Here is a 25635-nt window from a genome sequence, read left to right on the forward strand (position 1 = left end):
GGAGGGGATTCGCCCGAAGCCCGGGTGCCGGACCGATATCCTCGCCGCGATCGATGATCACCTGATCGGAGGCACGGCATGTCACTCTGGGAACAGCGGGTCACCCGGGCTCGGCAGCTGTGGATCAGCGGTGATCACGCCGCCGCCGAGCACGAATTGCGGACCGTCCTCGACGACGGCGACTTCGACAGCGCAGTGCACGCGGCGTGCCTGCTCGGCGGTCTGCTCGACGAGCGCGACGACGCCACCGGGGCCCGCGCGATGTACCAGCGGGCGCTGGACTCCGGGCACCCGATCTACGCCCAGACGGCCGCGATCTCGCTGGGCCTGCTGCTCTTCGACGCCGACGACCTGACCGCCGCCCAGGCGGTCCTGCACTTCTCCGCCGACGGCGCCGACCCGGACGCGGCCGGGCGCGCCAACGCCCTGCTGGCGCAGGTGCTGCACATGCTCGGCGACACCGAGGGCGCGCGCGAGGCCCGAGACCGCGCCCTTATCTGCAACGATCCCGCCGTGGTCGAGCTCGCCCAGGAACTGGACCTGCCGGGCCCCGGCGAGCGGTCCGCCGACGAGTACTTCCAGGTCGCCTACGAGCAGGCGTGCCTGCTGCTGGACCAGGGCCGGGACCACGACGCCGAGCCGATCCTGCTGCGGCTGCTGGACAGCGGGCACCCGAAGTACGGATCGCTGGGCGCGGCGAAGCTGTACACGCTGCACGTCGACGACTCCGCGACGGCGCGCAGGATGGCCGAGCGGATGATCGCCTACCGCCATCCCGAGCACCTCGGCTGGGGCTACGTGCTGCTCGGCGGCGTGCTGGAGGACCTGGCCGACCTGCCCGGTGCGGCCGACGCGTTCCGGCAGGCCGCCGACGACCCGCGCCCCGACGTGCGGCTGCACGCGCTGATCCACCTGGGCATGGTGCACCGCGAACTCGGCCGGGCCGACCAGGCCCGCGAGACCTACCAGCGGGTGATCAACACCCGCCACCCGCGCTACTCGACCGAGGCGCTCGGCGTGCTCGCCGAGTTGCAGCGCGACGAGGGCGACATCGCCGGAGCCGTCGAGACGTTCGGCAAGGTGGCCGATTCCGGGCATCCGGAGAAGGCGCCGCTCGCCGCGTACAACATGGGCGTCCTGCTCTACGAGCACGGCGACCAGGCGGCCGCCGCCGAGGCTTTCCGGAAGGCCGCCGACGCCGCCGACCCGCACGTCGCGCACCAGGCCGAGCTGGCACTGTCCATGATGGACGTGATCGACGCGCAGGAAGCCCCGGAAGGCGGCGACGCCAAGCAACTCGCGCAGCGCGCCCGCGAGGCGGCCGCGGCGGGCGACCTCGCCGCCGCGCGAGCCGCGTACCAGCAGGTCATCGAGATGGATGTGCGCATCTGGTCGGTGATGGCGGCCAACTCGCTCGGCCTGGTGGAGGCGACCGCGGGCGAGCCCGACCGGGCCCGGCGGGCGCTGCGTTGGGCCGCGACCTCCGACGAGGGATCGCTGGCGCAGGACGGCGCGTTCCGCCACGCGCTGCTCGACGAACCGGCCGCGCAGCCGGTGCTGCAAGCGCTGCTGCAGTTCGAGTACGGCGACGGCAGCATGATCGACGGGCTCATCGCCGGCGCGGAGCCGGAGGCCCGCGACCTGGCGGCGGTGGTCAAGGCCGAGCACGTGATGACCACCGACGTGCCGGAAGCGGTGGAGATGCTCACCGGGCTCGCCGAATCCCCGAACCGGCTGGTCTGGACGAAGGCCGGTCACCTGCTGGCCCGCTGGCTGGTGCGGGAGCAGCGGCTGGAGGACGGGCTGCGGATGCTGCACCGGGTCATCGGCGAAGGACATCCCGCGCTGCGGCCGTGGGCGGCGTCCGAGCTCGGCGATCTGCTGCTGGACCAGGGAGATCTCGAAGGCGCCATCGCTGCGTTCGAGACCGCGGCGGCCACCGGGCATCCCATCGTGCTGGGCGAGGTGTTCGGGAAGCTCGCGCTGATGTACCGCACCTGGGACCGGCACGACGAGCTGCTGGACCTCTACCGCCGCACCGCGGCCGGCGGCCACCCCGAGTTCGGCCCGCGGGCGGCGTTCCTGCTCGGCGAGGAACTGGTCGAGGCAGACGACCTGGAGTCGGCGCTGGAGCTGTTCACCAAGGCGGCCGACTCCACCTCCGCCGCCGCGTCGGTCGCGGCCTTCGGCATGCACGCCATCCGGCAGGAACTGGATGCCGCGCGGGCGAGCTTCCTCGCGCTGGTCGACGACGAGAAGCCGCACTACACGGCCACGCAGCTGTGCCTGAACCTGGCGCACCGGTACCAGGGCCGGGGTGCCGCCGAGTTCACCGACTGGGCGTTGCGGCTGGTGGTCGAGGCAGGCCACCCGGAACGGGTCCAGCAGGGCTGGCTCTTCCTCGGCGCGCTGCGCAACGAGAGCGGCGACATCGACGGCGCGATCGAGGCGTGGGAGCACGCGGCCCGGAGCACGGACGACGACGAAGCCGCGGTCGCGAAGTGCAGCCTGGCGGATCTGCTGCAGGACCGTGGAGAGCTCGACCGCGCCGATTCGCTGCTGGACGAGGTCGCCGCGGGCGAAACCGCCAACACCGTGAACGCCGCCCTGAAGCTGGGTGCCCTCCGCTTCGAGCGGGACGACACCGACGGTGCGATGGAGGCGTTCCGCCGCGCGGAGTCGGTGGGAACCCGCGTCGAAGCCGCCCACGCCACTGCCAGCATCGCTGTTCTGCTTTCCCGGCGCGGAGAAACCGAGCGCGCGCGGGAAACGTTCGAGCGCGTGATCGCCTCGGGCGTGCCCAACGTGCAGGCCCAGGCCGCGCTGGACCTGGGCAACCTGCTCCGGGACAACGGCGACGAAGCGGGCGCGAAGGACGCCTACGAGCGGGCGCTGGAGTTCGGCGATCCCGACGTCACGCCGTACGTGTACCAGCAGATGGGCGTCGAAACCGCCGAGCAGCGGGGATTCCGGCTGATCCAGGACGGCGACGTCGAGGGCGCCCGGGCGGCGATCCGCGAGCACTTCGGCTCGGCGCGCGTCGCCGACTACTGGTGCGCCTCCTGGAGCGACCCGGCGGCCGCGGCGTCGATCCTGTCCGGCGCCTTCGGCGACGACCTGCAGACCTGCTCCGAGCTCGGGCTGGACTTCGGCCGGGCGCTGGCGAACAACGACGACCCGGCGGCCCGGGAGTTCTTCCGGATGGTCGCCGACCACGGGCATCCCGCGCTGGTGCCGAACGCCCAGATCGCGCTCGGGGAACTCGCCGAAGGCGAGCGGGAGCACGCGATGGCGCTGGCCTGGTACCGCCGCGCGAGCTCCGCCGGCGAACCGGAGGCCACCGCGAAGGCCGGTGTGCTGCTGGCCCAGCTGCTGACCCGGCTGCACGACCAGGAAGGCGCGAAATCCGCGTGCCGGCACGCGATCGCCGCGGGTTCCGGCATCTGGGCGGTGGACGCGGGCGTGCTGCTCGGCCACCTGCACCTCGTCGCCGGGGAGGTCGCCGAGGCACGCGAGATCTGGGACCGGGCCGAGGAAGGCGCCGAAACCCCCGAGCAGTTCGGGGCCGTGCTGCACCACCGCATCGAGCAGCTCGGCGAGACGAGCGACGAGGCGTTAGAGCTGCTGCGCCGGGCCGCGGCCTCGACCGATCCGAAAACGGCGGTCATCGCGATGGGCCTGCTCGGCGAGCGCGCCGAGGACCCGGCCGAGGCCATCCGCTGGCTCGGCGAGGCCGCGGAACTCGGGGTGCCCGGGCACTCCGACGCCGTGCGCGGGCGGCTCGGCGAACTGCTGCTGTCGCAAGGAGACTCGGACGCGGCGCGAATCCAGTTCGAGCGGGTCAGCCGCAGCGACGAGCCCGACGTCGCGGCGCGCGGCGAGTTCGGGCTGGGCCTGATCCGCTACGAAGCGGACGATCTCGCCGGCGCCGTAGCCGCTTTCGTCAAGACCGCGTCCTGCACCTCCGACGACGACATGGCCGAGGACGCGCTGAACAACGTCCGCGTCGTGCTCGACGGGCAGCGCGCCGCGGGCGATCACCTCGGCGCCGCGAACACCCTGCGCCGGCTCGCCGAAGTGGTGCCCGAATCCCACGTCGCGGAGTGGGCCCACGAGACCGGCGTGGAGTTCCTGGAGACCGAGGACCACGACGCCGCGCTGATCTACCTGCGTTGCGCGGTGGAGATCGGCGCCCCGGAGCCCGCGCCGGAGGCGGTGCTCGCGCTGGGTGAGGCGCTGCAGCTGCGCGGCGACTCGGCGGGCGCGCGGCAGGCGTACGAGCGGGTGCTCGCCACCGGCGACGAAAACCGCGCCGCGATGGCGAAATACCGGCTGGTCGAACTTCTCAAGGACGACGACCCGACCGCCGCCGAGGAACTCATGCGGAGCCAGGACGGCGTCCTGGCGCCGGCGATGAAGGCGATGCTCGGGCTCAAGCGGCGCGAGGAAGGCGACACCGCCGGGGCGATCGAGGCGTTCCGCGAAGCGGCGGGCAGCGCCGACGACCGGTTCTCGCCGATGGCCACCTACGCGCTGGCGCAATCCCTGCGCCAGGACGGCGATCTCGACCAGGCCCGGCAGACCTACCTGCGGCTGATCGAGTCCGCGCCGGAGGACCACTACGCCGGGGAGGCGCTGCTGGAGCTGGCGTCGATGGCCTTCCAAGCTGAGGACTACGCGGAGGCCCACGACTGGAGCCTCCGGGCGTGGGAGTCCGACGACGCGGAGCTGTCCGCGAAGGCGGCGATGAACCTCGGGGTGATCGCCAAGCGCCGCCGCGACATCGCCGCCGCGGCGCCGTGGTTCCAGGCGCTGATCGACCTGGGACATCCCAACGCCGCGCTCGCCGCCGCCCACCTCGCGGAAATGCACTACTGGCGCGAAGATCACGCCGAGGCCGTCCGGCACTACGAGTACACCCTGGCGAGCACCGAAGACCCGGAACTCATCGCCGAGGCCGCCTACCGGGTCGGCGAGATCCGCTACCGGCGCGGCGAAGTCCAGCAGGCGCGCGAACTCCTGAACCGGGCGGTGCGCACCGAGGACCCGTCCTTCGCCGACCAAGCCACGAAACTGCTGACCGAGCTGGGCGCGTAGCGGACTCGTGAGTGCTTTGGTCCGCCATGGCGGACCAAAGCACTCACGAGCGCGGGAAACCGAAGGTCAGGCGCGCACCGTGATGAGGCGTTCCGGGAGCGCGAGGACCTGGTCGAGCACGTCGCACGCCGAACCGGCCGTGCGCCACTGCGCCTCGGCCCGGTCGTCCCGGAAGTCGGCCCCGCGGGAAACCCGCGCGGCGCGCACATCGTCTTCGCCGCGGAGCTCGACCACGTCGACGATGTCGGCGTGCGGGCGCACGTAGATCAACGCCATGAGCTCGCCGTCGGTGTCGCGCACCGGCGGCATCAGCCGGAAGCCCCGCGCCACCAGCTTGCGCAGGCGGATGCTGGAAGCGTCCTGGTCCTCAACTTCAACTGACGAGGTCATCGAACTCACCGTCCTTGGCGCCGCGCACGAAAGCGGCCAGCTCGGCTCGGGTGTAGATCAGCGCGGTGCCGTGTACCTGGCGAGACTGGCGCATCGCGATGGTGCCGTCGTCCAGGGCCGCGACCTCTACGCAGTTGCCCCACTTACCGCTGTGGCGCGACTTCTGCCAGGTCACATCGCCCAGCGCGGAGACCGGGACCTCGAACTGACCGTTCATCAGATCTCCCTCGGCCGACTGCACATGCAATTGCATTCGCCATTGCGCCGGACCGTACCACAGCTCTGCGCGCACGCGCGATCACTGTGCGTACTCGAACGATTTCGGCGTCAGAGCGCTTCGCGGGCTTTTCGCAGCAACTGGCGGGTTTGCTCCGGAGTGCGGGCGTCCACCATCAGTCGATCGAGTGTCCTGCCGTACCACTCGATCTCCTCCCGCTTGTCCAGGTACAGCGCGCCGCCCAGGTGCTCCAGGTAGACCACGTCCGGCAGTTCGGGCTCGTTGAAGCGGAGCATGGTGAACGAGCCCTCCGCCGCGTACCCGCTGAGCGAGAACGGCACCACCTGCAGCGCGATGTTCGGCAGCTTGGTCATCTCCAGCAGGTGGTCGATCTGCGCGCGGAGCACGGCGGCGCCGCCGATCGGCCGGTGCAGCACGGATTCGTCGATGACCGCCCAGAGCCGGGGCGCGTCCGGGCGGGCGAGCAGCCGCTGCCGCTTCATGCGCAGCGAGACCCGGCGCCGGGTCTCGTCATCGGCCAGCTTCGGGTGTCCCGAGCTCGCGATCGCCATCGCGTAGGCCTCGGTCTGCAGCAGGCCCGGCACGAACTGCAGCTCGTAGGTCTGGATCCGGGAGGCGACCCCTTCGAGCCCGACGTAGTCCTGGAACCACTGCGGCATGGCCTCCGCGTACCGGTTCCACCAGCCGGGCTGCCTGGATTCGGAGACCAGCCGGAGGAAGTGCTCCCGCTCCGCCGGATCGGTCACGCCGTACATCGTGAGCAGGTCCGCGACGTCGCGTTCCTTGAACCCGACCCGGCCCAGTTCCATCCGGCTGATCTTGGATTCCGAGCCGCGGATGGCGTAGGCGGCCTCGGCGGGCAGGATCTCCGCGGCCTCCCGCAGCCGGCGCAGCTGCGCGCCCAGGATGATGCGCCGGGCGGTCGGGCTGCCGTCCGGTCCGGCCGCGTCGCCGTCGGCGGATCCCGCTTCCCGAGCCATCGCCGCACCTCCTGGTCGAATTTCCGCCCGATTCTCGCATCGCCGCGGTGGATGCACCCGCACCGATCGATCCACTCGTTCGGCTCAAGATCGACTTGCGCGACCTCACGTTCTTAGCACGCCGGACGTTTACTCCCCGAAACGAAGCTCGTACGCTGTGCAACCCCGAGGCACCCGACATCACCCGTAAGCGAGGACACCATGGCAGCCGACCTCACCGCTTCCGACGGTGAAGCGACCCCGGTTCACATCGACACCAGCAAGGCCAGCATCGCCCGCGTCTACGACGCTTTCCTCGGCGGGAAGGACAACTACGAGGTGGACCGCGAGGTCTTCCGGCGCGTCCAGGAGGTCACGCCGGAGGCCGCGCAGCTGGCCTGGGACAACCGCCAGTTCCTGATCCGGGTCAGCCGGTTCATCGCCGCGGAAACGGGGATCACGCAGTACCTCGACTGCGGGTCGGGCCTGCCCACCGCGGAGAACACCCACCAGGTGGTGCAGCGGATCAAGCCGGAGTCGCGGGTGGTCTACGTGGACAACGACCCCGTGGTCCTCGCCCACGGTCGCGCGTTGCTGGAGGAGAACTCGCAGACGCACTTCAGCCCCGCCGACATCTTCGAACCGGCGCGGATCCTGCAGGACGAGGTCGTCAACCGGCACCTGGACCTCTCGGAACCGGTCGCGCTGTTCCAGCTCGGCACCCTGCACCACTACGACGGCGCGCGACCACCGGCCGACATCATGCGGGAGTACATCGACGCGCTGCCATCGGGGTCCTACGTGGCCATCAGCCACTTCCTCGACCCGGGGACCGAGGAGTACAACGAGCTGGCCCGGCGGATGGAGCAGGCGTTCCTGCACAGCCCGATGGGCACCGGGGTGTTCCGCACCCGGGCCGAGATCGAGGCGATGTTCCCGGGCCTGGAGCTCATCGACCCGGGCCTGGTGAAGTGCGCGGACTGGTGGCCGACCGGCCCCCGCCTCAACCCGCTCTACCCCGTCCAGCACTGCATCGCAGGAGCCGTCGCCCGCAAACCCTGACGCTGCAACGTTCTTCGTCTCTACCAAACACTTGCTTGTTCGGCTAGACTCCGGCTGCCGCTGGTGTCCAGCGGATCGAGCCTGCCCGGCCGGTGCCTCGCCCGGATCAACCGACCGGTGCCTGCGACGGAGGGACGGTCATGGCGGAGGCGTACATCATCGACGCGGCGCGGACCCCGGTGGGCCGGCGCGGCGGTGGGCTCAGCGGCATCCACCCGGCCGACCTGTCCGCGCACATGCTCCGAAACCTGGTGGCCCGCACCGGGATCGACCCGTCGGCGGTCGACGACGTGGTGTGGGGATGCGTCGACGCGGTCGGCGCGCAGGCGGGCAACATCGGCCGCACCGGGTGGCTGGCGGCCGGGTTCCCGGAGCACGTCCCGGGCGTGACGATCGACCGCCAGTGCGGTTCTTCCCAGCAGGCGGTGCACTTCGCCGCCCAGGCGGTGCTCAGCGGCACGGCCGAGCTGGTGATCGCCGGCGGCGTGCAGAACATGAGCGCCATCCCGATCGGCAGCGCGCTGCTGGGCGGTGCGGAGCTCGGATTCCCCGTCGCCTACGGCCCGAACTCCGGTTCCGCAGGTTGGCAGGACCGCTATGGCGAAGTGGAGGTGACGCAGTTCCGCGGTGCGGAGCTGATAGCCGAGAAGTGGGGCATCTCCCGTTCGGACATGGAGGAGTTCGCGCTGACCAGCCACCGGCGGGCGATCGACGCGATCGACGCGGGCCGGTTCGACGAGGAACTCGCACCGATAGCGGGTGTCGAGCGCGACGAAGGTCCGCGCCGCGACACCAGCAAGGAGAAGCTCGAAGGGCTCAAGGCGCTGCGCGAGGGCGGCCGCATCACCGCCGGGTTGGCCAGCCAGATCTCCGACGGGGCCTCGGCGCTGCTGATCGCCTCCGAGCAGGCCGTCGCCGACCACGGCCTGACGCCGCGAGCGCGCATCCACCACATGAGCGTGCGCGGCGACGACCCGGTCTTCATGCTGTCGGCGCCGATCCCGGCGACCCGGCACGCGCTGGCGAAGGCCGGGCTGAGCGCCTCGGACATCGACGTGGTGGAGATCAACGAGGCCTTCGCGAGCGTGGTGCTGGCCTGGCTGAAGGAGATCGACATCGACCCGGCTCGGGTCAACCCCAACGGCGGCGCGATCGCCCTGGGGCATCCCCTCGGCGCGACCGGGACCAAGCTGATGACGACGATGCTGGCGGAACTGGAGCGCACGGGCGGCCGCTACGGACTGCAGACGATGTGCGAAGGCGGGGGCACGGCGAACGTGACGATCATCGAGCGCCTCGGCTGACGGGCACCGCGGGCGCATGGATTTCGGCGGTGTGGGAGGAGTTTCATGGCCATCAACCGGGAATTCGTCGGGCATACCTTCGGTTCCGGCGAACCGTACGAGGTGACGCGCGGCAAGATCCGCGAGTTCGCCGACGCCATCGGCGATGCCAACCCGGCCTACCGCAGCCCGGATGCCGCTCGCGCGCTCGGGCATCCCGACGTGATCGCGCCGCCGACCTTCGGCATCGTCGCGGCCGGCGCCGCGTCGTCGGACAACCCGATCCGGCGCCCCGAGTTCGGCCTCAACTACCGGATGGTCGTGCACGGCGAGCAGGAGTTCCGCTACCGGCGGCCGATCCGGGCCGGTGACGTGCTCACCGCGACGGGCCGGATCGCGGAGATCCGCGACGCCGGGCGCAACGAGCTGGTGCGCATCGAGACCGACATCCGCGATGGCGCCGGCGAGCTGGTGTGCACCGCGGTGAACGTCATCGTGTCGCGGGGCACCGCGGCCGGAGGGGAGTGAGGCATGCCGGCGAGCGTGCGCTACGACGACGTCGAGGTCGGCACCGAGATCGGCCCCGAGCGCTATCCGATCCACCGGCTGACGCTGGTGAAGTACTGCGGGGCTTCCGGTGACTTCAACGTGATCCACTGGAACGAGCGGATCGCCAAGCAGGCGGGGCTGCCGGACGTGATCGCGCACGGCATGCTCACCATGGCGGAGGCGGCGCGGCTGGTCACGGACTGGGTGGGAGACCCGGGCGCGGTGCTGGAGTACGGCGTCCGCTTCGCGAAGCCGGTCGTGGTCCCGGACGACGACGAAGGGGTCGAGGTCGTGGTCGCGGGCCGGGTGGCGGAGAAGCTCGGCGACAAGCAGGCCGTGATCGAGCTCGCGGCCACTTCCGGTGGAGTAGACGTCCTGGCCAAGGCCAGGGCTGTCGTCCAGCTCGCCTGACCTGGAGCGGTACCTGTTCCTGTTGCCAGGCAACGAAACAGGCACCGCTGCGTCATTCGGCCAGGGCAACCTGACGTGCATGGTCGCGCTCCGCGCGGCCGGTGAGTCGCTGCAGCAGCCGGGCGGTGCTTGCGCGCCGTCCCCAGGCGATGACGGCGACGACGAGCAGCGTGACGGCCGGGAAGGCCACCAGCACGATCAGGCCCTGGGCCTGGGTGATGGTGATGACGGTCGCGCCGATCATGAGCGCGACCAGGCCGGAGCCGGCCAGGCCGCACAGCGCCGGCACGAGCAGCCCGATGCCGCCGGCGAGCTCGGCGACGCCGACGAAGTAGCGCAGCCACTGGCCGAAGCCCATGGCTTCGAATCCGGCCACGGTCATCGGGTCGCTGAAGAGCTTCCAGCACGAGCTGTACACGAACAACGCGGCGGCCAGCGCTTGCAGCACCCACAGGGCGATGTTTCCCGCCTGCGAACCGGTGCGGCGGTGTGAGTTGGTGGTCACGGGACGTCCTTCTTCCAGATGCGATCTTGGTTCGCTCAGGCGCATTGCGTCTTCCGATCACGCGGCCCGTGGCAAGCGTCCCGACTGCGGCGCCGTTGCTCTGTCGTCGGGATGAGCGGTTCCAAGAGTTCCCGGCGGGTGAGCGAGCATCAAGAATCGATCGCGCCATCGGGGTTTAGTCGGGCTTAACGATCGGGCGCGAAGGAGGCGTGGTGCGTTCGATCGGGGGAGCTCCCGGACTCGGTGCTGACCGCCGTCCTGTCGAGCCGGAACCCGATCAACCTCCGCGATCCACCGCCGCACCCCGGAGCTCCACCCAGGTCGAACCCGAAACCTCTCGACCACCGGTGAACTCGCGACCGGAAGGCGCAATTTCCCGCGAAATCGACCACCTCCGGCGGTGCGGTCGGGAGCGTTCTGCGAAGATGGCGCCGTGGCTTCGACCAAGCGCTTGTCCGACCGCGGCCGCGCGGCGCGGGATTCCGGCGGCTCCGGGCGGCGGGCCGAACTGCTGGCCATCGCCGGTGAGCTGTTCGCCACCCGCGGCTTCCTCGCCACCACCGTGCGCGACATCGCCGACGCCGCCGGGATCCTCTCCGGCAGCCTGTACCACCACTTCGACTCCAAGGAGTCGATGGTCGACGAGATCCTGCGCGAGTTCCTCGACGCCCAGCGCGAGACCAACGAGCAGGTGCTGCGCGAGGCGAGCGACCCGCGCGCCGCGATCATCGAGCTCATCCGGCGGTCCTTCGGCGCCATGCGGCAGTACCGGGCGGCGATCGCGATCTTCCAGAACGAGTCGAAGTACCTCGGCGGGTTCGAGCGGTTCGGCTACCTGCAGCAGGCGGCCGAGGACTTCGAGCGGGTCTGGACTCGCGTGCTGCAGGACGGCCGGAGCGCCGGGGTGTTCCGCGCGGACCTCGATCCCAAGGTGACCTACCGCTTCATCCGCGACATGGTGTGGACGGCGGTGCATTGGTACGACCCGAGCGGAACGCTCACCGCGGACGTCATCGCGGATCAGTACATCAAGATCCTCTGCGGCGGCATCGTGTCGCGGGAGTGACGAGGGGGTCACGTTCGTCGTCGTGAGTTCTGAGTGTCTAAATTGGATTCGGCTCGTGCGGGTTACCAGGATTCGTCCATTGAGAGATTCGTCCCCAATGGACACTGCGGTGCGGTCTCGTGCGTGATGGCTCGTGAGTGTTTTGGGCTGCTGTAGCGCTCCAAAACCTTCACGAGCCCTGAACGGCCGAACTGTTTCGCCCAGGTTTCGAGGAACGGGGAAGCTTCTCCGCGCCGCAGAGGCCCGGGTTATCCTCGCGGGAGCAGTGTGCTGCGGACGGCTGGAGGTCAACGGTGAACGACGGTGCGGCAGAAGCACGGCACGCCTGGATCAACTCGGGGGTGTTCGAGGTGGCGCCGGGCGTGCACCGGATTCCGCTGCCGCTGCCCAACGACGGGCTGCGCGCGGTCAACGTCTACGCCATCGAAGACGGCGACGGGCTGGTGCTCATCGACTCCGGCTGGGCCCTGGACGAAGCCCGCGACCAGCTCGAATCCGCGCTCGGCGAGCTCGGCTACGGCTTCGAGGACGTGCAGCGCTTCCTGGTCACCCACGCCCACCGCGACCACTACACGCTCGCCGTCGCGCTGCGCCGCAACTTCGGCTCCCGGATCAGCCTCGGCGCGGGCGAACAGCCCTCCGTGGAGGCGCTGCTGGCCAACCGGCAGGAAGCCGAGGCCGAGCGGCTGCGGCGCTGGGGCGCGGACGAGCTGCTCGTCAAGCTCGCCGAGGCGTACGGCGGCAAGGCGCCGAAGTCCCGCAGCAGCTACGAACTCCCGGACGAGTGGCTGGAGGGCAAGGTCGAGATCCCCCTGCAGTCCCGGACGCTGCTCGCCGTGCCGACGCCGGGGCACACCCGGGGCCACGTGGTGTTCCTGGATTCCGAGTCGTCGCTGATGTTCTCCGGCGACCACATCCTGCCGCACATCACGCCGTCCATCGGCGTCGAACCGGCGCGCGCGGACCTCCCGCTGGGCGAGTACCTGGACTCGCTGCGGCTGATGCAGTCCTACCCGGACATGCGGCTGCTGCCGGCGCACGGCCCGACGGGCGGGAGCTCGCACACCCGGGCCGCGGAACTGCTGCAGCACCACGAGGAGCGGCTGGACCAGACGGCCGAGGCGATCCGCGACGGGGCGGGCACGGCGTACGAGGCCGCGCTGAAGCTGGGCTGGACCCGCCGCAACCGCAAGCTGCTCGACCTCGACCTGTTCAACCAGGTGCTGGCCGTCGGCGAGACCAACGCGCACCTGGATGTCCTTGTCGCCCGCGGAATCCTGACCTCGTCCGCGACGGACGGCATCGTCGAGTACGCGGTGCCCGGCCAGGCCTGACGCGACCGCCGGCGCGGGTCTTCCGGAGCGACCCCCGGAAGACTCACGCCAGCAGCAGGCGGACGGTGAGCTCCAGGCGGTTGGAGACGTCGGACGCGGATGCGCGGCGGGTCACCCAGGCGACCAGGTTGGACAGCCACACGTCGCCGATCACCCGCGCGATCGCCTTCTCCTCGTCGGTGGGATCGTCGACGGTCATGGCGTTGGTGAAGAACCGCTCGACCAGCGCCGCGACGGTGTCGACCTCGGCCGCCGCCGAGGTGTCGGCGAACATGAACGCGCGGGTCATCGCCTCGGTCAGCTGCGGGTTGCGCTGCAGCGTCTTGGTGGTGCGGTTGAGCACGAACATGACCCGCTCGTAAGGCGTTTCGCCGGGGATCTTCGTGCGGTCCATCTTGTCCTGGGCCCGCTCGAACTCCCGGGCCAGGCCGGTCACCAGCAGGTGGATCTTGGACGGGAAGTACCGGTACAGCGTCCCCAGCGCCACGTCGGCCTTCTCCGCGACGGTGCGCATCTGGACCGCGTCGTAGCCACCCTTGGTGGCCAGCGCGATGGTGGCGTCGATGATTCGCTTGCGGCGTTCGTGCTGAGCAGTGGAACCGGTCTCGTCGTCCCGGAGCGCCTGCAGCACATTCCGCGAGGTGCTTGCCATGCAGCGTCGGTCCCCTCGAAGACTCGTTGGTCGAAACGCGTGGTGGTCACCACGCGGCTCGTCGCCGCACCACCCTGACGGGTTAAGGTGATCGACGTGGTTCGATCGAAACATGTTCCAGTCTACCCAGCCCGCCGGGCGCTGGCTGTGTGAGGTGAGTCGTGCGGATCGCGTTGCTGTCCTACCGGAGCAAGCCGCACTGCGGCGGGCAAGGCGTCTACGTCCGGCACCTCAGCCGAGGGCTGGCGGAACTGGGCCATCACGTCGAGGTGTTCTCCGGCAAGCCGTACCCGGAGCTGGATCCCGGGGTGGATCTGACCGCGGTGGACAGCCTCGATCTCTACGACGACGCGGACCCGTTCCGCACCCCGCACTGGCGGGAACTGCGTGACGCCGTCGACCTGCTGGAGGTCGGCACCATGTGGAGCGCCGGCTTCCCCGAACCGCTGACCTTCAGCCTGCGGGCGGCGAAGCTGTTGCGCGCCCGGCGCCACGAGTTCGACGTGATCCACGACAACCAGTGCCTCGGCTACGGCCTGCTCGCCTTGCAGCGAGCCGGGATTCCGCTGGTCGCGACCGTGCACCACCCGATCACGCACGACCGCCGGGTCGACCTGGCCGGGACCACCGGCTGGCGGCGGGTCGGGGTGCGCCGCTGGTACGGGTTCACCCGCATGCAGGCGCGGGTGGCCCGCCGGATCCCGCAGCTGCTGACCGTTTCGGAGTCCTCGGCCGCCGACATCCGGCGCGACTTCGGCGTGGCCGCGAAGCAGCTGCAGGTGGTTCCGCTGGGCGTGGACGCCGAGGTGTTCAAGCCGCCGACCGCGCCCCGGGTGCCCGGCCGCATCGTGGCGATGGCCAGCGCGGACACCCCCATGAAGGGCATCGGCACGTTGCTGGAGGCGGTCGCGAAGCTGCGCACCGAACGCGCCGTGGAGCTGGTGCTGGTCGCGAAGCCGACGCCCGGCGGACCGACCGAGCAGCGCATCGAGGAGCTGGCCATCGGTGACGTGGTGCGCACCGTCAGCGGCATCAGCGACGCCGAGCTCGCGGAGCTGCTCGGCTCCGCCGAGGTGGCCTGCGTGCCGTCGCTCTACGAGGGATTTTCGCTGCCGACGGTCGAAGCGATGGCCTGCGCGACGCCGCTGGTGGCCAGCCGCGCCGGGGCGATCCCGGAGGTGGCCGGGCCGGACGGCGAGTGCGCCGACCTCGTGCCGCCCGGCGATGCCGAGGCGCTGGCGACGGCGCTGGCCGGGCTGCTCGACTCGGCCGATCGACGGCAGCGGCTCGGCGAGGCCGGCCGGGCTCGGGTTTTGGCGAAGTACAGCTGGAAATCGGTGGCAGCGGCGACGGTCGACTGCTACGCCGAGGCGATCGCGCGGAGGGCGCGCGCCGGGGAGGGAGCAACTTGCTGACGGTGGACTTCGACAAGCTCGGCGTGCAGCCGGGCCAGCGGGTGCTGGACCTGGGCTGCGGCGCGGGGCGGCACGCCTTCGAGCTCTACCGGCGCGGGGCGGACGTGATCGCGTTCGACCAGGACGTCGCGGAGCTGGAGAACGTGGCGGCGATGTTCGCCGCGATGAAGGCCGAGAACCAGGTGCCCGACGGCGCCGCCGCGCAGACCGTCTCCGGTGACGCGCTCGCGCTGCCCTTCCCGGACGAGCACTTCGACTGCGTGATCGCCTCGGAGATCATGGAGCACGTCCCCGAGGACGAGAAGGCGATGCGCGAGCTGGTGCGCGTCGTCAAGCCCGGCGGCCGGGTGGTCGTGACGGTCCCGCGCGCGTGGCCGGAGAAGATCTGCTGGGCGCTGTCGGACGAGTACCACCAGGTCGAGGGCGGCCACGTGCGGATCTACTCCGCCGACGAGCTGATCGGCAAGCTCCGCGACGCGGGGCTGCGCCCGGCGTTCCACCACTACGCGCACGCGCTGCACTCGCCGTACTGGTGGCTGAAGTGCGCGGTCGGCACCGACAACGACGACCACCCGCTGCCCAAGCTCTACCACCGGATGCTGGTGTGGGACCTGATGAAGGGGCCCTGGATCACCCGCACCGCCGAGCGCCTGCTGGACCCGGTGATGGGCAAGAGCATCGCGGTCTACCTGGGCAAGCCGGGATCGGCCCGTGCCGGGGCCTGAGGTTCCGGGCGTGCTGTCCGCCGAGGCGGCCGCCCAGACCGGCAAGGCCATCGCCGCGACGCAGCTGGCATCCGGCGCGGTGCCGTGGTTCCCGGGCGGGCACGTGGACCCGTGGGACCACGTCGAGTCGGCGATGGCGATGGCCGCGACCGGGCTGCTCGCCGAGGCCGAGCGCGCCTACGAGTGGCTGCGCGCGACCCAGCGCCCGGACGGCTCCTGGCCGTTGCAGGTCCGCGACGGGCGGATCGAGGACGCCGGATCGGACACCAACTTCTGCGCGTATCCGGCCGTCGGTGTCTGGCACTACCTGCTGATCAGCGGCGACGACGGGTTCGCGGAGCGGATGTGGCCGGTGGTCCGGGCCGCGATCGACTTCGTGCTCACCGAGCAGCGGGAGCGGGGCGAGATCGACTGGGCCGTGGGGGAGTCGGGCATCCCGACCGGCGAGGCGCTGCTGTCGGGGTGCTCCAGCATCCACCACAGCCTGCGCTGCGCCCTCGCGCTGGCCGAGTACCTGGACCAGCCGCAGCCGGGCTGGGAGGTGGCGCTGGGCCGGCTCGGGCACGCGCTGCGCCACCACCCGGAGGCGTTCACGCCGAAGCACCGGTACTCGATGGACTGGTACTACCCGATCCTCGGCGGGGCGTTGCGCGGCGAGGCCGGGCGGCAGCGGCTGTTCGCGCGCTGGTCGGACTTCGTCGTGGACGGGCTCGGGGTGCGCTGCGTCGACGACCACCCGTGGGTCACCGGCGCGGAAACCTGCGAACTGGTGCTCAGCCTGGATGCGCTGGACGAGCACGACCGGGCCCGCGACCTGCTCGCGGCGATGCAGCACCTGCGCGACCCGGACGGCTCGTACTGGACGGGCCTGGTCTACGCGGACGACAAGCGCTGGCCGGAAGAGCGCTCGACCTGGACCGGAGCAGCGGTGGTCCTGGCGGCGGACGCGCTGTCCCGCGCGACGCCGGGCAACGGCATCTTCCGGGGCGAGAAGCTCCCGGCGGGCCTGCCGCTGGAGAACGTCCCCTGCTGCGAACTCGAGAACGTCTCCGGCCCCTGATCCACCCTCCCCACGCCGTCGCCGACCACGTGTGTCCGCAATTTCAATGGAAATCGGACCTCTGATTTCCATTGAAATTGCGGAAGTTGTCCACAGCCTTCGGCGCGTCGTGGTCCGACACGCCGAAGGAGTCCAGTTTCAATTGAAACTGGACCGTAGGTTTCAATTGAAACTGTGGACCTCGGGACCGGAGATGGCTGGGGACTGAAGGCGCTCGGGGCCGGCGATGGCTGGGGGCCGGTGCCAGCTCGGGAGTGAAGGCGCTTGGGGCCGGAGATGGCTGGGGTTGGGGTCGGTGAATGCCCGGGGACCGGGGCCGGTGGTGTCTGGGGTGGGGATCCGGTGGGTTTCCGAGGCTCGGTTTTAGGGGCGGGAGCCGGGTTCGCCCGTTGTGCGTTGGAGGACGCGGAGGGAGCCGACGACTCGGGTTTCGCGGAACGCTCCCGTTTCCAGGGCTCGGCAGTAGATCCGGTAGGGCGCTTGGCCGCCGTCTTCCGGGTTCGGGAAGACGTCGTGGATGACCAGGGCTCCGCCCGGCGCCAGCCAGTGCGCCCAGCCCTCGTAGTCCGTGCTCGCTGCCGCGTCCGTGTGGCCGCCGTCGATGAACAGCAGCGACAGCGGCGTTCGCCAGAACTCCGCGACCGCTCCGGAACGGCCGACGATGGCCGTGACCTCGTCCTCCAGGCCGGCCGCGGCGATCGTCCGGCGGAATTCGCCCAGCGTGTCCAGCTTGCCGACGACCGGGTCGACCAGGTTCGGGTCGTGGTACTCCCAGCCCGGTTGGTGCTCTTCGGAGCCGCGGTGGTGGTCGACCGTGACGATCTGGCCTCCGGTGCGGCGGGCCGCGGCGCCGAGGTAGATGGCGGATTTGCCGCAGTAGGTGCCGATTTCGACCGCCACGCCGGTGCCGAGGTGCTCCAGCGCCGCCTCGTAGAGCGCCTGGCCCTCCTCCGGCGGCATGAATCCGGTGGCCCGCTCGGCGAGCTCGCGCAGATCCGCCGGGATCGGGGGGTGCTGCTCGCGGTCGGTGGCCGATCCCTGCGTCACGTGCGTCCTCCGTCTGGTCCGGTTCGGTGCCGCCGGAATCCTACCTCCTGAACTGGACAGTTCCGGTAGAACCTGTTGTCTTTCGCCCGGACCGGGGTGCGGTCGTCAACGTTGTCGGGGCATCCGACCGCTTGCATTGAGGCCCGGCCGCCGGTACTACTAGAACAAGTTTCAATACCGGGCGATGGATGAGGCGGGTCGGATGGAGTTCGCCTTCGGGGAAACGCAGCAATCCGTGCAAGATCTGGCCGCCGAGGTGCTGCGACGCGAATCCGGTCGCGGCGCACCAGGCGATGGAACCCGTTACGACGAGGCGATCTGGAAGGCGCTGGGCGACGCGGGGCTGCGGTCCCTGGCGGTGCCGGAGCGGCTGGGCGGGGCGGGACTCGGCGTGCTGGAGACGGCGATCGTCCTCACCGAGATCGGGCGCGTCGCGGCCGACGTCCCCGCCCTGAGCACGCTGGCCTTCGGCGTCCTGCCGGTCGCGCGCCACGGCACGCCCGCTCAGCAGGACGAGCTGCTGGACGGCAAGATCCTCACCGCTGCGCTGAACGAGCCGTCGTCACCGCTGCCGGACGAGCCGCGCACCGAGGCGGTGGACGGCCGCGTTTCCGGCGCGAAGACCGGCGTTCTGCACGCCGACCTCGCGCACCGGATCCTGGTCTCCGCGAGCACGCCCGACGGTCCCGGCGTCGTCCTGGTCGATCCGACCGCGCGAGGCGTGACGCTGCACCAGGTGCGGTCGTCGTCGGGCATCGAATGGTCCGTCCGCCTCGACGACGCGCCCGGCGAGTTCCTCGGCGGCGCGCCGGACCGCGCGGTGCTCGCCGACCTGCACGCATGCGCGCTCGCGGGCATCTGCGCCGTGGGTGACGGCGCGGTGGCCGGCGCGCTCGGCCACACCGCGGAACACCTGCGCACCAGGCATCAGTTCGGCAAGCCGCTGGCCGCTTTCCAGGCCGTCGCCCAGCAGATCGCCGACGTCTACATCGCGGCCCGAACCCTGCACCTGGCCGCGCAGTCCGCGTCCTGGCGGCTGGCCGCCGGGCTCGACGCGGCCGAGGACCTGGCGGTCGCCGCGTGGTGGCTCGCCGAGGAGGCCCCGGCGGTGCTGCAGACCTGCCACCACCTGCACGGCGGCCTCGGCTTGGACATCACCTACCCGCTGCACCGCTATTCGTCGCTGATCACCGACCTCGCCCGGCTGGCAGGCGGCGCGCAGCACCGCCTGGACGTGCTCGCGGCACGAGCCTGAGGAGGGGCATGTTCATCGAACTCACCGCCGAGCAACGCGCCCTGCAGGACGAACTGCGGGCCTACTTCGGCGATCTCATGACGCGCGACGAGCGCGAGCGGATGGCGGTGGACCGGCACTGCTCCGCGCACCGCGACGTGGTGCGCCGGATGGGGCGGGACGGCTGGCTCGGCGTCGGCTGGCCCGTCGAGTACGGGGGGCGCGGTTTCGGCGACGTCGAACAGCTGATCTTCGCCAACGAGGCCGCCCGGGGCGACGTGCAGCTGCCCGCCGTGACGCTGCAAACGGTCGGGCCGACCCTGCAGGCCTACGGCACGCCCGAGCAGAAGGCGTTCTTCCTGCCCAAGATCCTGGCCGGCGAGATCCACTTCGCGATCGGCTACACCGAGCCCGACGCGGGCACGGACCTGGCCTCGCTGCGCACCGCGGCGGTCCGCGACGGCGACTCCTACGTGGTCAACGGGCAGAAGATCTTCACCACCGGCGCGCACGACGCCGACTACATCTGGCTGGCATGCCGGACCGACCCCGATGCGCCCAAGCACAAGGGGATCTCGATCCTCATCGTGGACACCCGCGATCCCGGCTACTCGTGGACGCCGATCATCACCTGCGACGGCGCGCACCACGTGAACGCCAGCTACTACCAGGACGTCCGGGTGCCGGCGGACATGCTGGTGGGGGAGCAGGACAGGGGCTGGAGGCTGATCACCACCCAGCTCAACCACGAGCGCGTCATGCTCGGCCCGGCCGGGCGCATCGCGGGCATGCGCGACCGGGTGCGCGAGTGGGCGCGGGGCCGGGCCGCGCCGGACGGCACGCCGCTGCTCGAACTGCCCGACGTGCGCCGGGTCCTCGCGCGGGTGCGCGCCTGCGAGCGGGTCAACGAGCTGCTCAACTGGCAGGTCGCGGCGGCGGCCGCGCTCGGGCCGGTGGCCGTCGCGGACGCCTCGGCGACCAAGGTGTTCTCCTCGGAGCACACCCAGCACCTGGGCCGGCTGCTGGCCGAGGTCGTCGGCCGCCACGGCGATCCGTCCGATGTGGACACCGAAGACCTGCTCGCCTGGCTCGACGTGCAGTACAAGCGCAACCTCGTGCTCACCTTCGGCGGTGGGGTCAACGAGGTGCAGCGCGAACTGATCGCCACTGCCGGACTCGACCTGCCCCGCGTGCCGCGCTGAGCCGGAGGGAACATGACCAGCACTGCCACCGCGGCGGACGCCATCCTGGCCGCCGCCGACCGCATCCAGCAGCGCGGGGCCAGCGCCCCGCGAGCCGCGCGCGATCCCGTGAACCTCCCGATGATCAACAACTGGGTGGAGGCGATCGGCGACGCCAACCCCGTCTACACCTCGGCGGCCGACGCGGCCGCATCGGTCCACGGTGGACCGGTCGCGCCCCCGGCGATGGCGCAGGTGTGGACGATGGGTGGCCTGCACCCGGACCGCGACACCGACGACCCGCTGTACGCGATGATGGCCGCGCTCGACGACGCCGGGTACACCTCGGTCGTCGCGACCAACTGCGAGCAGACCTACCACCGGTACCTGCGGCACGGCGAGCAGCTCACCGTCACCACCAGGCTGGACGGCGTCGTCGGGCCGAAGAAGACCGGGCTCGGGGAAGGCTGGTTCGTCACCACCCGCAACACCTGGTACGTCGGCGACGAGCCGGTGGCCGAGATGCTGTTCCGGGTCCTGAAGTTCCGCCCGCCGGAGCGGAAACCCGAAGCGCCGCAACAACGATCCGGCGCCGACGTGATCCGGCCGGCGGTCAACCCGGACACCGCGTACTTCTGGGAGGGCACGGCGGCCGGCGAGCTGCGCATCCAGCGCTGCGGGCAGTGCGGGCTGCTGCGGCACCCGCCGGGGCCGATGTGTCCCGAGTGCGGCGCCGCCAAGCGGACCTACCTGGTTTCCGAGGGCCTCGGCGAGGTCTACAGCTACATCGTGCACCACCACCCGCCGGTGCCGGGCAAGGAACTGCCGCTGGTCGTCGCGCTGGTCGAGCTCGACGAGGGCGTGCGGATGCTCGGCGAGCTGCGCGGCGTCGACCCGGCGGCGGTCGAGATCGGCCAGCGGGTCGTGGCCGACTTCCAACGGATCGACGACGAACTGGTGCTACCCGGATGGAGGCCGAAGGCGTCATGACACTGGCTCGAACGCGGTCGCTCGCCGAAGTGGCCATCGGCGACGCGCTGCCGGAGGAACGCATCGAGGTCTCGCCGACCTTCGTGGTCAGCACCGCCATCGCCACGCGCGACTTCCAGGACGTGCACCACGATCGCGACCTCGCGGTGGCCAAGGGCTCCAAGGACATCTTCGTCAACATCCTCACCACCACCGGCCTGGTGCAGCGCTACGTCACCGACTGGGCCGGGCCGGAGGCCCTGGTGCGCGGGGTGGCGATCAAGCTCGGCGTGCCGTGCTACGCCTACGACGCGCTGACCATGCACGGCCAGGTCCTGGAGCGGGACGGCGACGTGCTCGTCGTGGAGGTGCTGGGCCGCAACAGCCTCGGCACGCACGTCACCGGCACGGTCCGGGTGGCACTTCCGGAGGGGGCGCGATGATCTCGGGTGAAGCGGCGATCGTCGGGATCGGCGCGACGGAGTTCTCCAAGGACTCCAGGCGCAGCGAGCTGCAGCTGGCCGCCGAGGCCGTCCGGGCCGCCCTCGCGGACGCCGGGCTGGAACCGTCCGACGTGGATGGTCTGGTGACCTTCACGATGGACAACAACACCGAGACGGCCGTCGCCCGGGAACTGGGCATCCCGGAGCTGAGCTTCTTCAGCCGCATCCACTACGGCGGCGGCGCGGCGTGCGCCACGGTGCAGCAGGCCGCGATGGCCGTCGCCAGCGGCGTCGCGGAGGTCGTGGTCTGCTACCGGGCGTTCAACGAGCGCTCCGGGAGCCGGTTCGGGCAGGTGCAGGCCGCGGCCGCCGCGGCACCGACCTCGTCGGGGCTGGACAACAGCTGGTCGTACCCGGTCGGTGTGGCCACGCCCGGCGCGCAGGTCGCGATGTTCGCCCGCCGCTACATGCACGACTACGGCGCCACCAGCGAGGACTTCGGCCGCGTCGCGGTGGCCGACCGCAAGCACGCGGCGACCAACCCCCACGCCTGGTTCTACCAGCGGCCGATCACCCTGGCCGACCACCAGGCGTCGCGCTGGATCACCGAGCCGCTGCGGCTGCTGGACTGCTGCCAGGAAAGCGACGGCGGGGTGGCGATCGTGGTGACGAGCCGGGCGCGGGCCGCGGATCTGCCGCACCCGCCCGCCGTCGTGGCCGCGGCCGCGCAGGGCAGCGGCGCCGACCAGTTCACCATGACCAGCTACTACCGCGACGACCTGGCGGCGCTGCCGGAGATGGGCGTGGTGGCCCGGCAGCTGTGGCGGCAGGCGGGGATCGGGCCGCAGGACGTCCAGGTCGGCATCCTCTACGACCACTTCACGCCGTTCGTCCTGGTGCAGCTGGACGAACTGGGCTTCTGCGGGCGCGGCGAGGCGAAGGACTTCATCGCCGGCGGCGCGATCGAGCTCGGCGGGCGGCTGCCGCTGAACACCCACGGCGGCCAGCTCGGCGAGGCCTACATCCACGGCATGAACGGCATCGCCGAGGCGGTCCGGCAGGTCCGGGGCTCGGCGGTGAACCAGGTCGACGACGTCGGGCACGTCGTGGTCACGGCCGGAACCGGCGTCCCGACCAGCGGCCTGGTGCTGTCGACGGCGTGAGCTTCGCGGTTGCGCCGTTCTCGCGCGAAAACGGCGTTCTCCACGCCTGCGGGTGACGTTTTCATCGCGCGAGAACGTCACCCCGGGGCGCCCTGCTAGCAGGACTCGCCGCACTTGGCGCAGATGCGGCCGCCGCCGCCCTGCTTCGGGACCGGCGCGTGGCCGCCGCCGGCCGGGCATTCGTCCATGCTCGGGACGTGCGGGGGTCTGCATCGGAGTGCGATCCGGCCTCGGTACTGTGCGAGTTTGGCTCGGATAGCGCCGCCGACACCCATGGTTCACTCCTGATCTTCGTGCCCTCGGACTTCACGTCGGCCGAGATCGCTTCGAGGAAAAGGTGCAAACGGTCGGTTTCTCGGGGGAAATTCGGGCACTCACCGTGGTCGGCTACCCGGACAGCACGTCGAGCAATCGCCCGAGACGTGATCGCAGGTGATCGCGCAGGTCGTCCGGGGCGCCGATGGTGAAGTCGGCGTCGAGGACGGCCAGGTCGAGGACACGGCGGGTGATCGCGGGCAGCGCGTCCTCGCCGAGCCGCACGGTGCAGCTGTGCTCGTCGATCGGGGTGACCCGGTCCGGCAGCAGCGGGTGCAGGTGCTCGCGCACGGTCTCGGCGGGGGCTTGCACCGTGACCCGGGCGGAGTAGCGGTAGGGCGCGTCGATGATCGAACGCCGGATGTGCGCGGCCGGGCTTTCCGCGGGGAGGGCGCGCGGTTCGAAGCGGCGGCCGGTGGCCAGCGGCCGGATCAGGCGGTCGGCGCGGAAGGTGCGCCAGTCCTCGCGGTCTCGGTCGAAGGCGATCAGGTACCACAGGCCGCGCACCGCGACCAGGCTGTGCGGTTCGACCCGACGGGATTCCGTTGCGCCACCGCGCTTCTCGTAGTCGAAGGACAGCACCTCGTGATCGCGGCAGGCCGCCCCGATGAGGGCCAGCGTCCCGGCGTCGACCTGCGGGCCGTCGCGCACCACCACCGGCACCGTCGCGCCCGCGAGGGCTCCCACCCGGCCGCGCAGCCGGACCGGGAGCACCTGCTCCAGCTTCGCCAGCGCGCGGATCGAGCTCTCCTCGATGCCGGTCACGCTGCCGCTCGCGGCGGTCAGCAGTCCGGCCGCCACCGCGACGGCTTCGTCGTCGTCGAGCAGCAGCGGCGGCAGGTTCTTGCCCGAGGCCAGCCGGTAGCCGCCCGCGGTGCCGGTGGTGCTCTCGACGGGGTAGCCGAGCTCGCGGAGCCGGTCGATGTCGCGGCGCACGGTGCGGCCGGTGACTTCCAGCCGGTCGGCGAGCTCGCCGCCGGACCACTCGCGGCGGCTCTGCAGCAGCGACAGCAGGCGGAGCAACCGGGCGGGCAGCGTCGTCGTCATGTTTTCAGGATCGCATACCGTTTAGGACAAGAACTGTCCTCAAGGCGGGCTAGTGTTCCTGGCATGGCATCAAACGAATTCGCCGCACTGACCGACCGCGTGCAGGGACCGGTGTTCCTGCCGGGAGACACCGACTACGACGCCGAACGTTCCGGATTCCTCGCCTTCGACCAGCGCCGACCGCAGGTCGTGGTGGGCGCGGTCGACGCGGAAGATGTGCGGGCGGCAGTCGAGTTCGCGGCGGAGCAGGACCTGCCGGTGGCGGTGCTGAGCACCGGTCACGGCATCGCCTCCGAGGTCGAGGGCGGGCTGCTGATCACGACCGGTCGCATGTCGGAGGTCCGGATCGACGCGGAGCGGCGCACCGCGTGGTTCGCCGCGGGCGTGCGCTGGGGCCAGGTGGTCGAGGCCGCAGCGGAGTTCGGGCTGGCGCCGCTGTCCGGCAGCGCACCGCACGTCGGCGCGGTGTCCTACACCCTCGGCGGCGGCCTCGGGCACCTCGGGCGGCGCTACGGCTACGCCGCCGACCACGTGCGCGCCATCGAGATCGTCACCGCCGACGGGCGGCTCCGCCGCGTCACCGCCGAATCCGACGCCGAGCTGTTCTGGGCGCTGCGCGGCGCGGGCGGCAACTTCGGCGTGGTGACCGGTATGGAGGTGGACCTGATGCCGGTCGCGAGCCTCTACGGCGGCGGCCTGTACTTCGACGCGCACCTGATCGGCGACGTGCTGCGGACCTGGCAGCAGTGGACCCGCGACCTGGCGGAGGAGATGACCTCCTCGGTCGCGCTGGTCCCGTTCCCGGACGTTCCGGCCCTGCCGGAGCCGCTGCGCGGCCGCCACGTCGTGCACGTGCGCATCGCGTACGCCGGTGATCCGGCGGAGGGAGAGCGGCTGACCGAGCCGTTGCGGGCGGTCGGGCCGCGGCTGATCGACTCGGTGCGCGAGATGCCGTACCGGGAGGTCGGCTCGATCAACAACGATCCGGTCCAGCCGATGGGCTACGTCACGGACAACGCGATGCTGCGCGACTTCGACGACGCGGCGATCAAGACGTTGCTCGACCTGGTCGGCCCGGACGCGCCGCAGCGGTGCGTGGTCGAGGTCCGCCACCTCGGCGGCGCGCTGTCCCGGCCGGCGGGCAACTGCGTCGGGCACCGCGACGCGCCGTACGTCTTTGGCGTCAACTCCAAGGTCGACGAAGCCACCGTCGACGCGGCCCGCGAGCTGCAGAGCCGCGTCATGCGAGAGATGTCCCCGTGGTCGACGGGCGGCCGCAACCTGAACTTCCTGGCGGGCGGCAGCGCCAATCCGGAAGGCGTCCGCGCGGCATACGACCCGGCGGACTACGACCGCCTCGCTGCTCTGAAGGCGAGCCACGACCCGAAGAACCTCTTCCGCCTGAACCACAACATCCCGCCGGCGCGCTGATCGGTGTTCCTGCAGATTCCATCGTCGCCGGGGTGCTCGCCGATCCGGGAGGGGCGGGG

Annotated in this window: 23 protein-coding genes; 16 read left to right on the plus strand and 7 right to left on the minus strand. The window is 71.1% G+C overall.

Going from position 1 to position 25635, the window contains the following annotated elements; translation table 11 throughout:
- Positions 1–78 precede the first annotated feature (78 nt).
- A complete protein-coding gene (locus tag AB0H93_RS15585) occupies positions 79–5097 on the plus strand; it encodes a tetratricopeptide repeat protein (protein ID WP_358572720.1) in 5019 nt (1672 codons plus the stop codon).
- Positions 5098–5163: 66 nt separating this feature from the next.
- Here the strand turns inward: AB0H93_RS15585 and AB0H93_RS15590 are convergent, their stop codons facing one another.
- From AB0H93_RS15590 to AB0H93_RS15600, 3 genes are all read right to left on the minus strand, one after another.
- Complete coding sequence (locus AB0H93_RS15590; protein ID WP_132490443.1) at positions 5164–5487, minus strand: hypothetical protein; 324 nt, start codon at positions 5485–5487, stop codon at positions 5164–5166.
- Positions 5471–5704 carry a DUF397 domain-containing protein gene (locus AB0H93_RS15595; protein ID WP_358498806.1) on the minus strand — a complete coding sequence of 78 codons (234 nt, stop codon included), beginning with the start codon at positions 5702–5704 and terminating at the stop codon, positions 5471–5473. The genes AB0H93_RS15590 and AB0H93_RS15595 overlap by 17 nt, the downstream gene beginning before the upstream one ends.
- Positions 5705–5814: 110 nt before the next feature.
- On the minus strand, positions 5815–6705 hold the full coding sequence (locus AB0H93_RS15600) for a helix-turn-helix transcriptional regulator (protein WP_358572722.1): 891 nt from the start codon (positions 6703–6705) through the stop codon (positions 5815–5817).
- 201 nt (positions 6706–6906) lie between these two features.
- On the opposite strand from AB0H93_RS15600, the gene AB0H93_RS15605 reads away from it, so the two are divergent.
- The 4 genes from AB0H93_RS15605 to AB0H93_RS15620 all read left to right on the plus strand — a co-directional run bounded on the left by AB0H93_RS15605 (position 6907) and on the right by AB0H93_RS15620 (position 9989).
- Positions 6907–7746 (plus strand): SAM-dependent methyltransferase, encoded by an 840-nt coding sequence (locus AB0H93_RS15605; RefSeq protein WP_358572724.1) that lies wholly within the window; start codon positions 6907–6909, stop codon positions 7744–7746.
- 140 nt (positions 7747–7886) lie between these two features.
- The gene (locus tag AB0H93_RS15610) at positions 7887–9050 is read left to right on the plus strand and encodes an acetyl-CoA C-acetyltransferase (RefSeq protein WP_358572726.1); all 1164 of its coding nucleotides are present in this window, start codon (positions 7887–7889) and stop codon (positions 9048–9050) included.
- 45 nt (positions 9051–9095) lie between these two features.
- A complete protein-coding gene (locus AB0H93_RS15615; protein WP_132490435.1) occupies positions 9096–9557 on the plus strand; it encodes a MaoC family dehydratase N-terminal domain-containing protein in 462 nt (153 codons plus the stop codon).
- Positions 9558–9560: 3 nt separating this feature from the next.
- Complete coding sequence (locus tag AB0H93_RS15620; RefSeq protein ID WP_358572729.1) at positions 9561–9989, plus strand: MaoC family dehydratase; 429 nt, start codon at positions 9561–9563, stop codon at positions 9987–9989.
- Between the two features lie 52 nt (positions 9990–10041).
- Here AB0H93_RS15620 and AB0H93_RS15625 read toward each other — a convergent pair whose 3' ends face one another.
- Positions 10042–10494 carry a DoxX family protein gene (locus AB0H93_RS15625; protein ID WP_358572731.1) on the minus strand — a complete coding sequence of 151 codons (453 nt, stop codon included), beginning with the start codon at positions 10492–10494 and terminating at the stop codon, positions 10042–10044.
- A 433-nt stretch (positions 10495–10927) separates the two neighbouring features.
- Here AB0H93_RS15625 and AB0H93_RS15630 point away from each other — a divergent pair, with 433 nt between their 5' ends.
- Together AB0H93_RS15630 and AB0H93_RS15635 are read left to right on the plus strand one after the other, a co-directional pair.
- Positions 10928–11560: a TetR/AcrR family transcriptional regulator gene (locus AB0H93_RS15630; RefSeq protein ID WP_358572733.1), complete on the plus strand. Its 633-nt coding sequence runs from the start codon at positions 10928–10930 to the stop codon at positions 11558–11560.
- Between the two features lie 293 nt (positions 11561–11853).
- The gene (locus tag AB0H93_RS15635) at positions 11854–12894 is read left to right on the plus strand and encodes an MBL fold metallo-hydrolase (RefSeq protein ID WP_358572735.1); all 1041 of its coding nucleotides are present in this window, start codon (positions 11854–11856) and stop codon (positions 12892–12894) included.
- Between the two features lie 43 nt (positions 12895–12937).
- Here AB0H93_RS15635 and kstR read toward each other — a convergent pair whose 3' ends face one another.
- Positions 12938–13546 carry a cholesterol catabolism transcriptional regulator KstR gene (gene kstR, locus AB0H93_RS15640; protein WP_132490427.1) on the minus strand — a complete coding sequence of 203 codons (609 nt, stop codon included), beginning with the start codon at positions 13544–13546 and terminating at the stop codon, positions 12938–12940.
- 161 nt (positions 13547–13707) lie between these two features.
- Between kstR and AB0H93_RS15645 the strand changes: the two genes are divergently transcribed.
- From AB0H93_RS15645 to AB0H93_RS15655, 3 genes are read left to right on the plus strand one after another with little or no spacing between them, the layout of a single operon-like run.
- Positions 13708–14961: a glycosyltransferase family 4 protein gene (locus tag AB0H93_RS15645; RefSeq protein WP_358572737.1), complete on the plus strand. Its 1254-nt coding sequence runs from the start codon at positions 13708–13710 to the stop codon at positions 14959–14961.
- Positions 14962–14963: 2 nt separating this feature from the next.
- The gene (locus tag AB0H93_RS15650) at positions 14964–15686 is read left to right on the plus strand and encodes a methyltransferase domain-containing protein (protein WP_358573006.1); all 723 of its coding nucleotides are present in this window, start codon (positions 14964–14966) and stop codon (positions 15684–15686) included.
- On the plus strand, positions 15673–16746 hold the full coding sequence (locus AB0H93_RS15655; RefSeq protein WP_358572739.1) for a prenyltransferase: 1074 nt from the start codon (positions 15673–15675) through the stop codon (positions 16744–16746). The genes AB0H93_RS15650 and AB0H93_RS15655 overlap by 14 nt, the downstream gene beginning before the upstream one ends.
- Positions 16747–17109: 363 nt before the next feature.
- Here AB0H93_RS15655 and AB0H93_RS15660 read toward each other — a convergent pair whose 3' ends face one another.
- Positions 17110–17793, minus strand: coding sequence for a class I SAM-dependent methyltransferase (locus AB0H93_RS15660; RefSeq protein ID WP_358572741.1), 684 nt, complete (start codon positions 17791–17793; stop codon positions 17110–17112).
- A 202-nt stretch (positions 17794–17995) separates the two neighbouring features.
- Between AB0H93_RS15660 and AB0H93_RS15665 the strand changes: the two genes are divergently transcribed.
- Genes AB0H93_RS15665 through AB0H93_RS15685 form a run of 5 tightly spaced genes read left to right on the plus strand, consistent with a single transcriptional unit; the run spans position 17996 to position 22783 of the window.
- Positions 17996–19048 (plus strand): acyl-CoA dehydrogenase family protein, encoded by a 1053-nt coding sequence (locus AB0H93_RS15665; RefSeq protein ID WP_358573008.1) that lies wholly within the window; start codon positions 17996–17998, stop codon positions 19046–19048.
- An 8-nt stretch (positions 19049–19056) separates the two neighbouring features.
- Positions 19057–20229: an acyl-CoA dehydrogenase family protein gene (locus AB0H93_RS15670; protein WP_358572743.1), complete on the plus strand. Its 1173-nt coding sequence runs from the start codon at positions 19057–19059 to the stop codon at positions 20227–20229.
- Positions 20230–20241: 12 nt separating this feature from the next.
- On the plus strand, positions 20242–21198 hold the full coding sequence (locus AB0H93_RS15675; protein ID WP_358572745.1) for a bifunctional MaoC family dehydratase N-terminal/OB-fold nucleic acid binding domain-containing protein: 957 nt from the start codon (positions 20242–20244) through the stop codon (positions 21196–21198).
- A complete protein-coding gene (locus tag AB0H93_RS15680) occupies positions 21195–21620 on the plus strand; it encodes a MaoC family dehydratase (RefSeq protein WP_358572747.1) in 426 nt (141 codons plus the stop codon). The genes AB0H93_RS15675 and AB0H93_RS15680 overlap by 4 nt, the downstream gene beginning before the upstream one ends.
- Positions 21617–22783, plus strand: a complete 1167-nt coding sequence (locus AB0H93_RS15685; protein ID WP_358572749.1) for a lipid-transfer protein — start codon at positions 21617–21619, stop codon at positions 22781–22783. The genes AB0H93_RS15680 and AB0H93_RS15685 overlap by 4 nt, the downstream gene beginning before the upstream one ends.
- Before the next feature lie 387 nt (positions 22784–23170).
- Here the strand turns inward: AB0H93_RS15685 and AB0H93_RS15690 are convergent, their stop codons facing one another.
- Entirely contained in the window at positions 23171–24145 is a 975-nt protein-coding gene (locus AB0H93_RS15690; RefSeq protein ID WP_358572751.1) for a YafY family protein, read from the minus strand.
- A 63-nt stretch (positions 24146–24208) separates the two neighbouring features.
- Between AB0H93_RS15690 and AB0H93_RS15695 the strand changes: the two genes are divergently transcribed.
- Positions 24209–25576 carry an FAD-binding oxidoreductase gene (locus AB0H93_RS15695; protein ID WP_358572753.1) on the plus strand — a complete coding sequence of 456 codons (1368 nt, stop codon included), beginning with the start codon at positions 24209–24211 and terminating at the stop codon, positions 25574–25576.
- Positions 25577–25635 lie beyond the last annotated feature (59 nt).

It is taken from the genome of Saccharopolyspora sp. NPDC050642, from assembly GCF_040654735.1.
GTDB lineage: Bacteria > Actinomycetota > Actinomycetes > Mycobacteriales > Pseudonocardiaceae > Saccharopolyspora > Saccharopolyspora elongata.

What these genes read in the sequence shown, in the direction of transcription:
- AB0H93_RS15585 (WP_358572720.1), top strand. Translation starts at nt 79, where the DNA reads ATGTCACTCTGGGAACAGCGGGTCACCCGGGCTCGGCAGCTGTGGATC.
- AB0H93_RS15590 (WP_132490443.1), bottom strand. Translation starts at nt 5,487, where the DNA reads ATGACCTCGTCAGTTGAAGTTGAGGACCAGGACGCTTCCAGCATCCGC.
- AB0H93_RS15595 (WP_358498806.1), bottom strand. Translation starts at nt 5,704, where the DNA reads ATGAACGGTCAGTTCGAGGTCCCGGTCTCCGCGCTGGGCGATGTGACC.
- AB0H93_RS15600 (WP_358572722.1), bottom strand. Translation starts at nt 6,705, where the DNA reads ATGGCTCGGGAAGCGGGATCCGCCGACGGCGACGCGGCCGGACCGGAC.
- AB0H93_RS15605 (WP_358572724.1), top strand. Translation starts at nt 6,907, where the DNA reads ATGGCAGCCGACCTCACCGCTTCCGACGGTGAAGCGACCCCGGTTCAC.
- AB0H93_RS15610 (WP_358572726.1), top strand. Translation starts at nt 7,887, where the DNA reads ATGGCGGAGGCGTACATCATCGACGCGGCGCGGACCCCGGTGGGCCGG.
- AB0H93_RS15615 (WP_132490435.1), top strand. Translation starts at nt 9,096, where the DNA reads ATGGCCATCAACCGGGAATTCGTCGGGCATACCTTCGGTTCCGGCGAA.
- AB0H93_RS15620 (WP_358572729.1), top strand. Translation starts at nt 9,561, where the DNA reads ATGCCGGCGAGCGTGCGCTACGACGACGTCGAGGTCGGCACCGAGATC.
- kstR (WP_132490427.1), bottom strand. Translation starts at nt 13,546, where the DNA reads ATGGCAAGCACCTCGCGGAATGTGCTGCAGGCGCTCCGGGACGACGAG.
- AB0H93_RS15665 (WP_358573008.1), top strand. Translation starts at nt 17,996, where the DNA reads ATGGAGTTCGCCTTCGGGGAAACGCAGCAATCCGTGCAAGATCTGGCC.
- AB0H93_RS15670 (WP_358572743.1), top strand. Translation starts at nt 19,057, where the DNA reads ATGTTCATCGAACTCACCGCCGAGCAACGCGCCCTGCAGGACGAACTG.
- AB0H93_RS15675 (WP_358572745.1), top strand. Translation starts at nt 20,242, where the DNA reads ATGACCAGCACTGCCACCGCGGCGGACGCCATCCTGGCCGCCGCCGAC.
- AB0H93_RS15680 (WP_358572747.1), top strand. Translation starts at nt 21,195, where the DNA reads ATGACACTGGCTCGAACGCGGTCGCTCGCCGAAGTGGCCATCGGCGAC.
- AB0H93_RS15685 (WP_358572749.1), top strand. Translation starts at nt 21,617, where the DNA reads ATGATCTCGGGTGAAGCGGCGATCGTCGGGATCGGCGCGACGGAGTTC.
- AB0H93_RS15690 (WP_358572751.1), bottom strand. Translation starts at nt 24,145, where the DNA reads ATGACGACGACGCTGCCCGCCCGGTTGCTCCGCCTGCTGTCGCTGCTG.
- AB0H93_RS15695 (WP_358572753.1), top strand. Translation starts at nt 24,209, where the DNA reads ATGGCATCAAACGAATTCGCCGCACTGACCGACCGCGTGCAGGGACCG.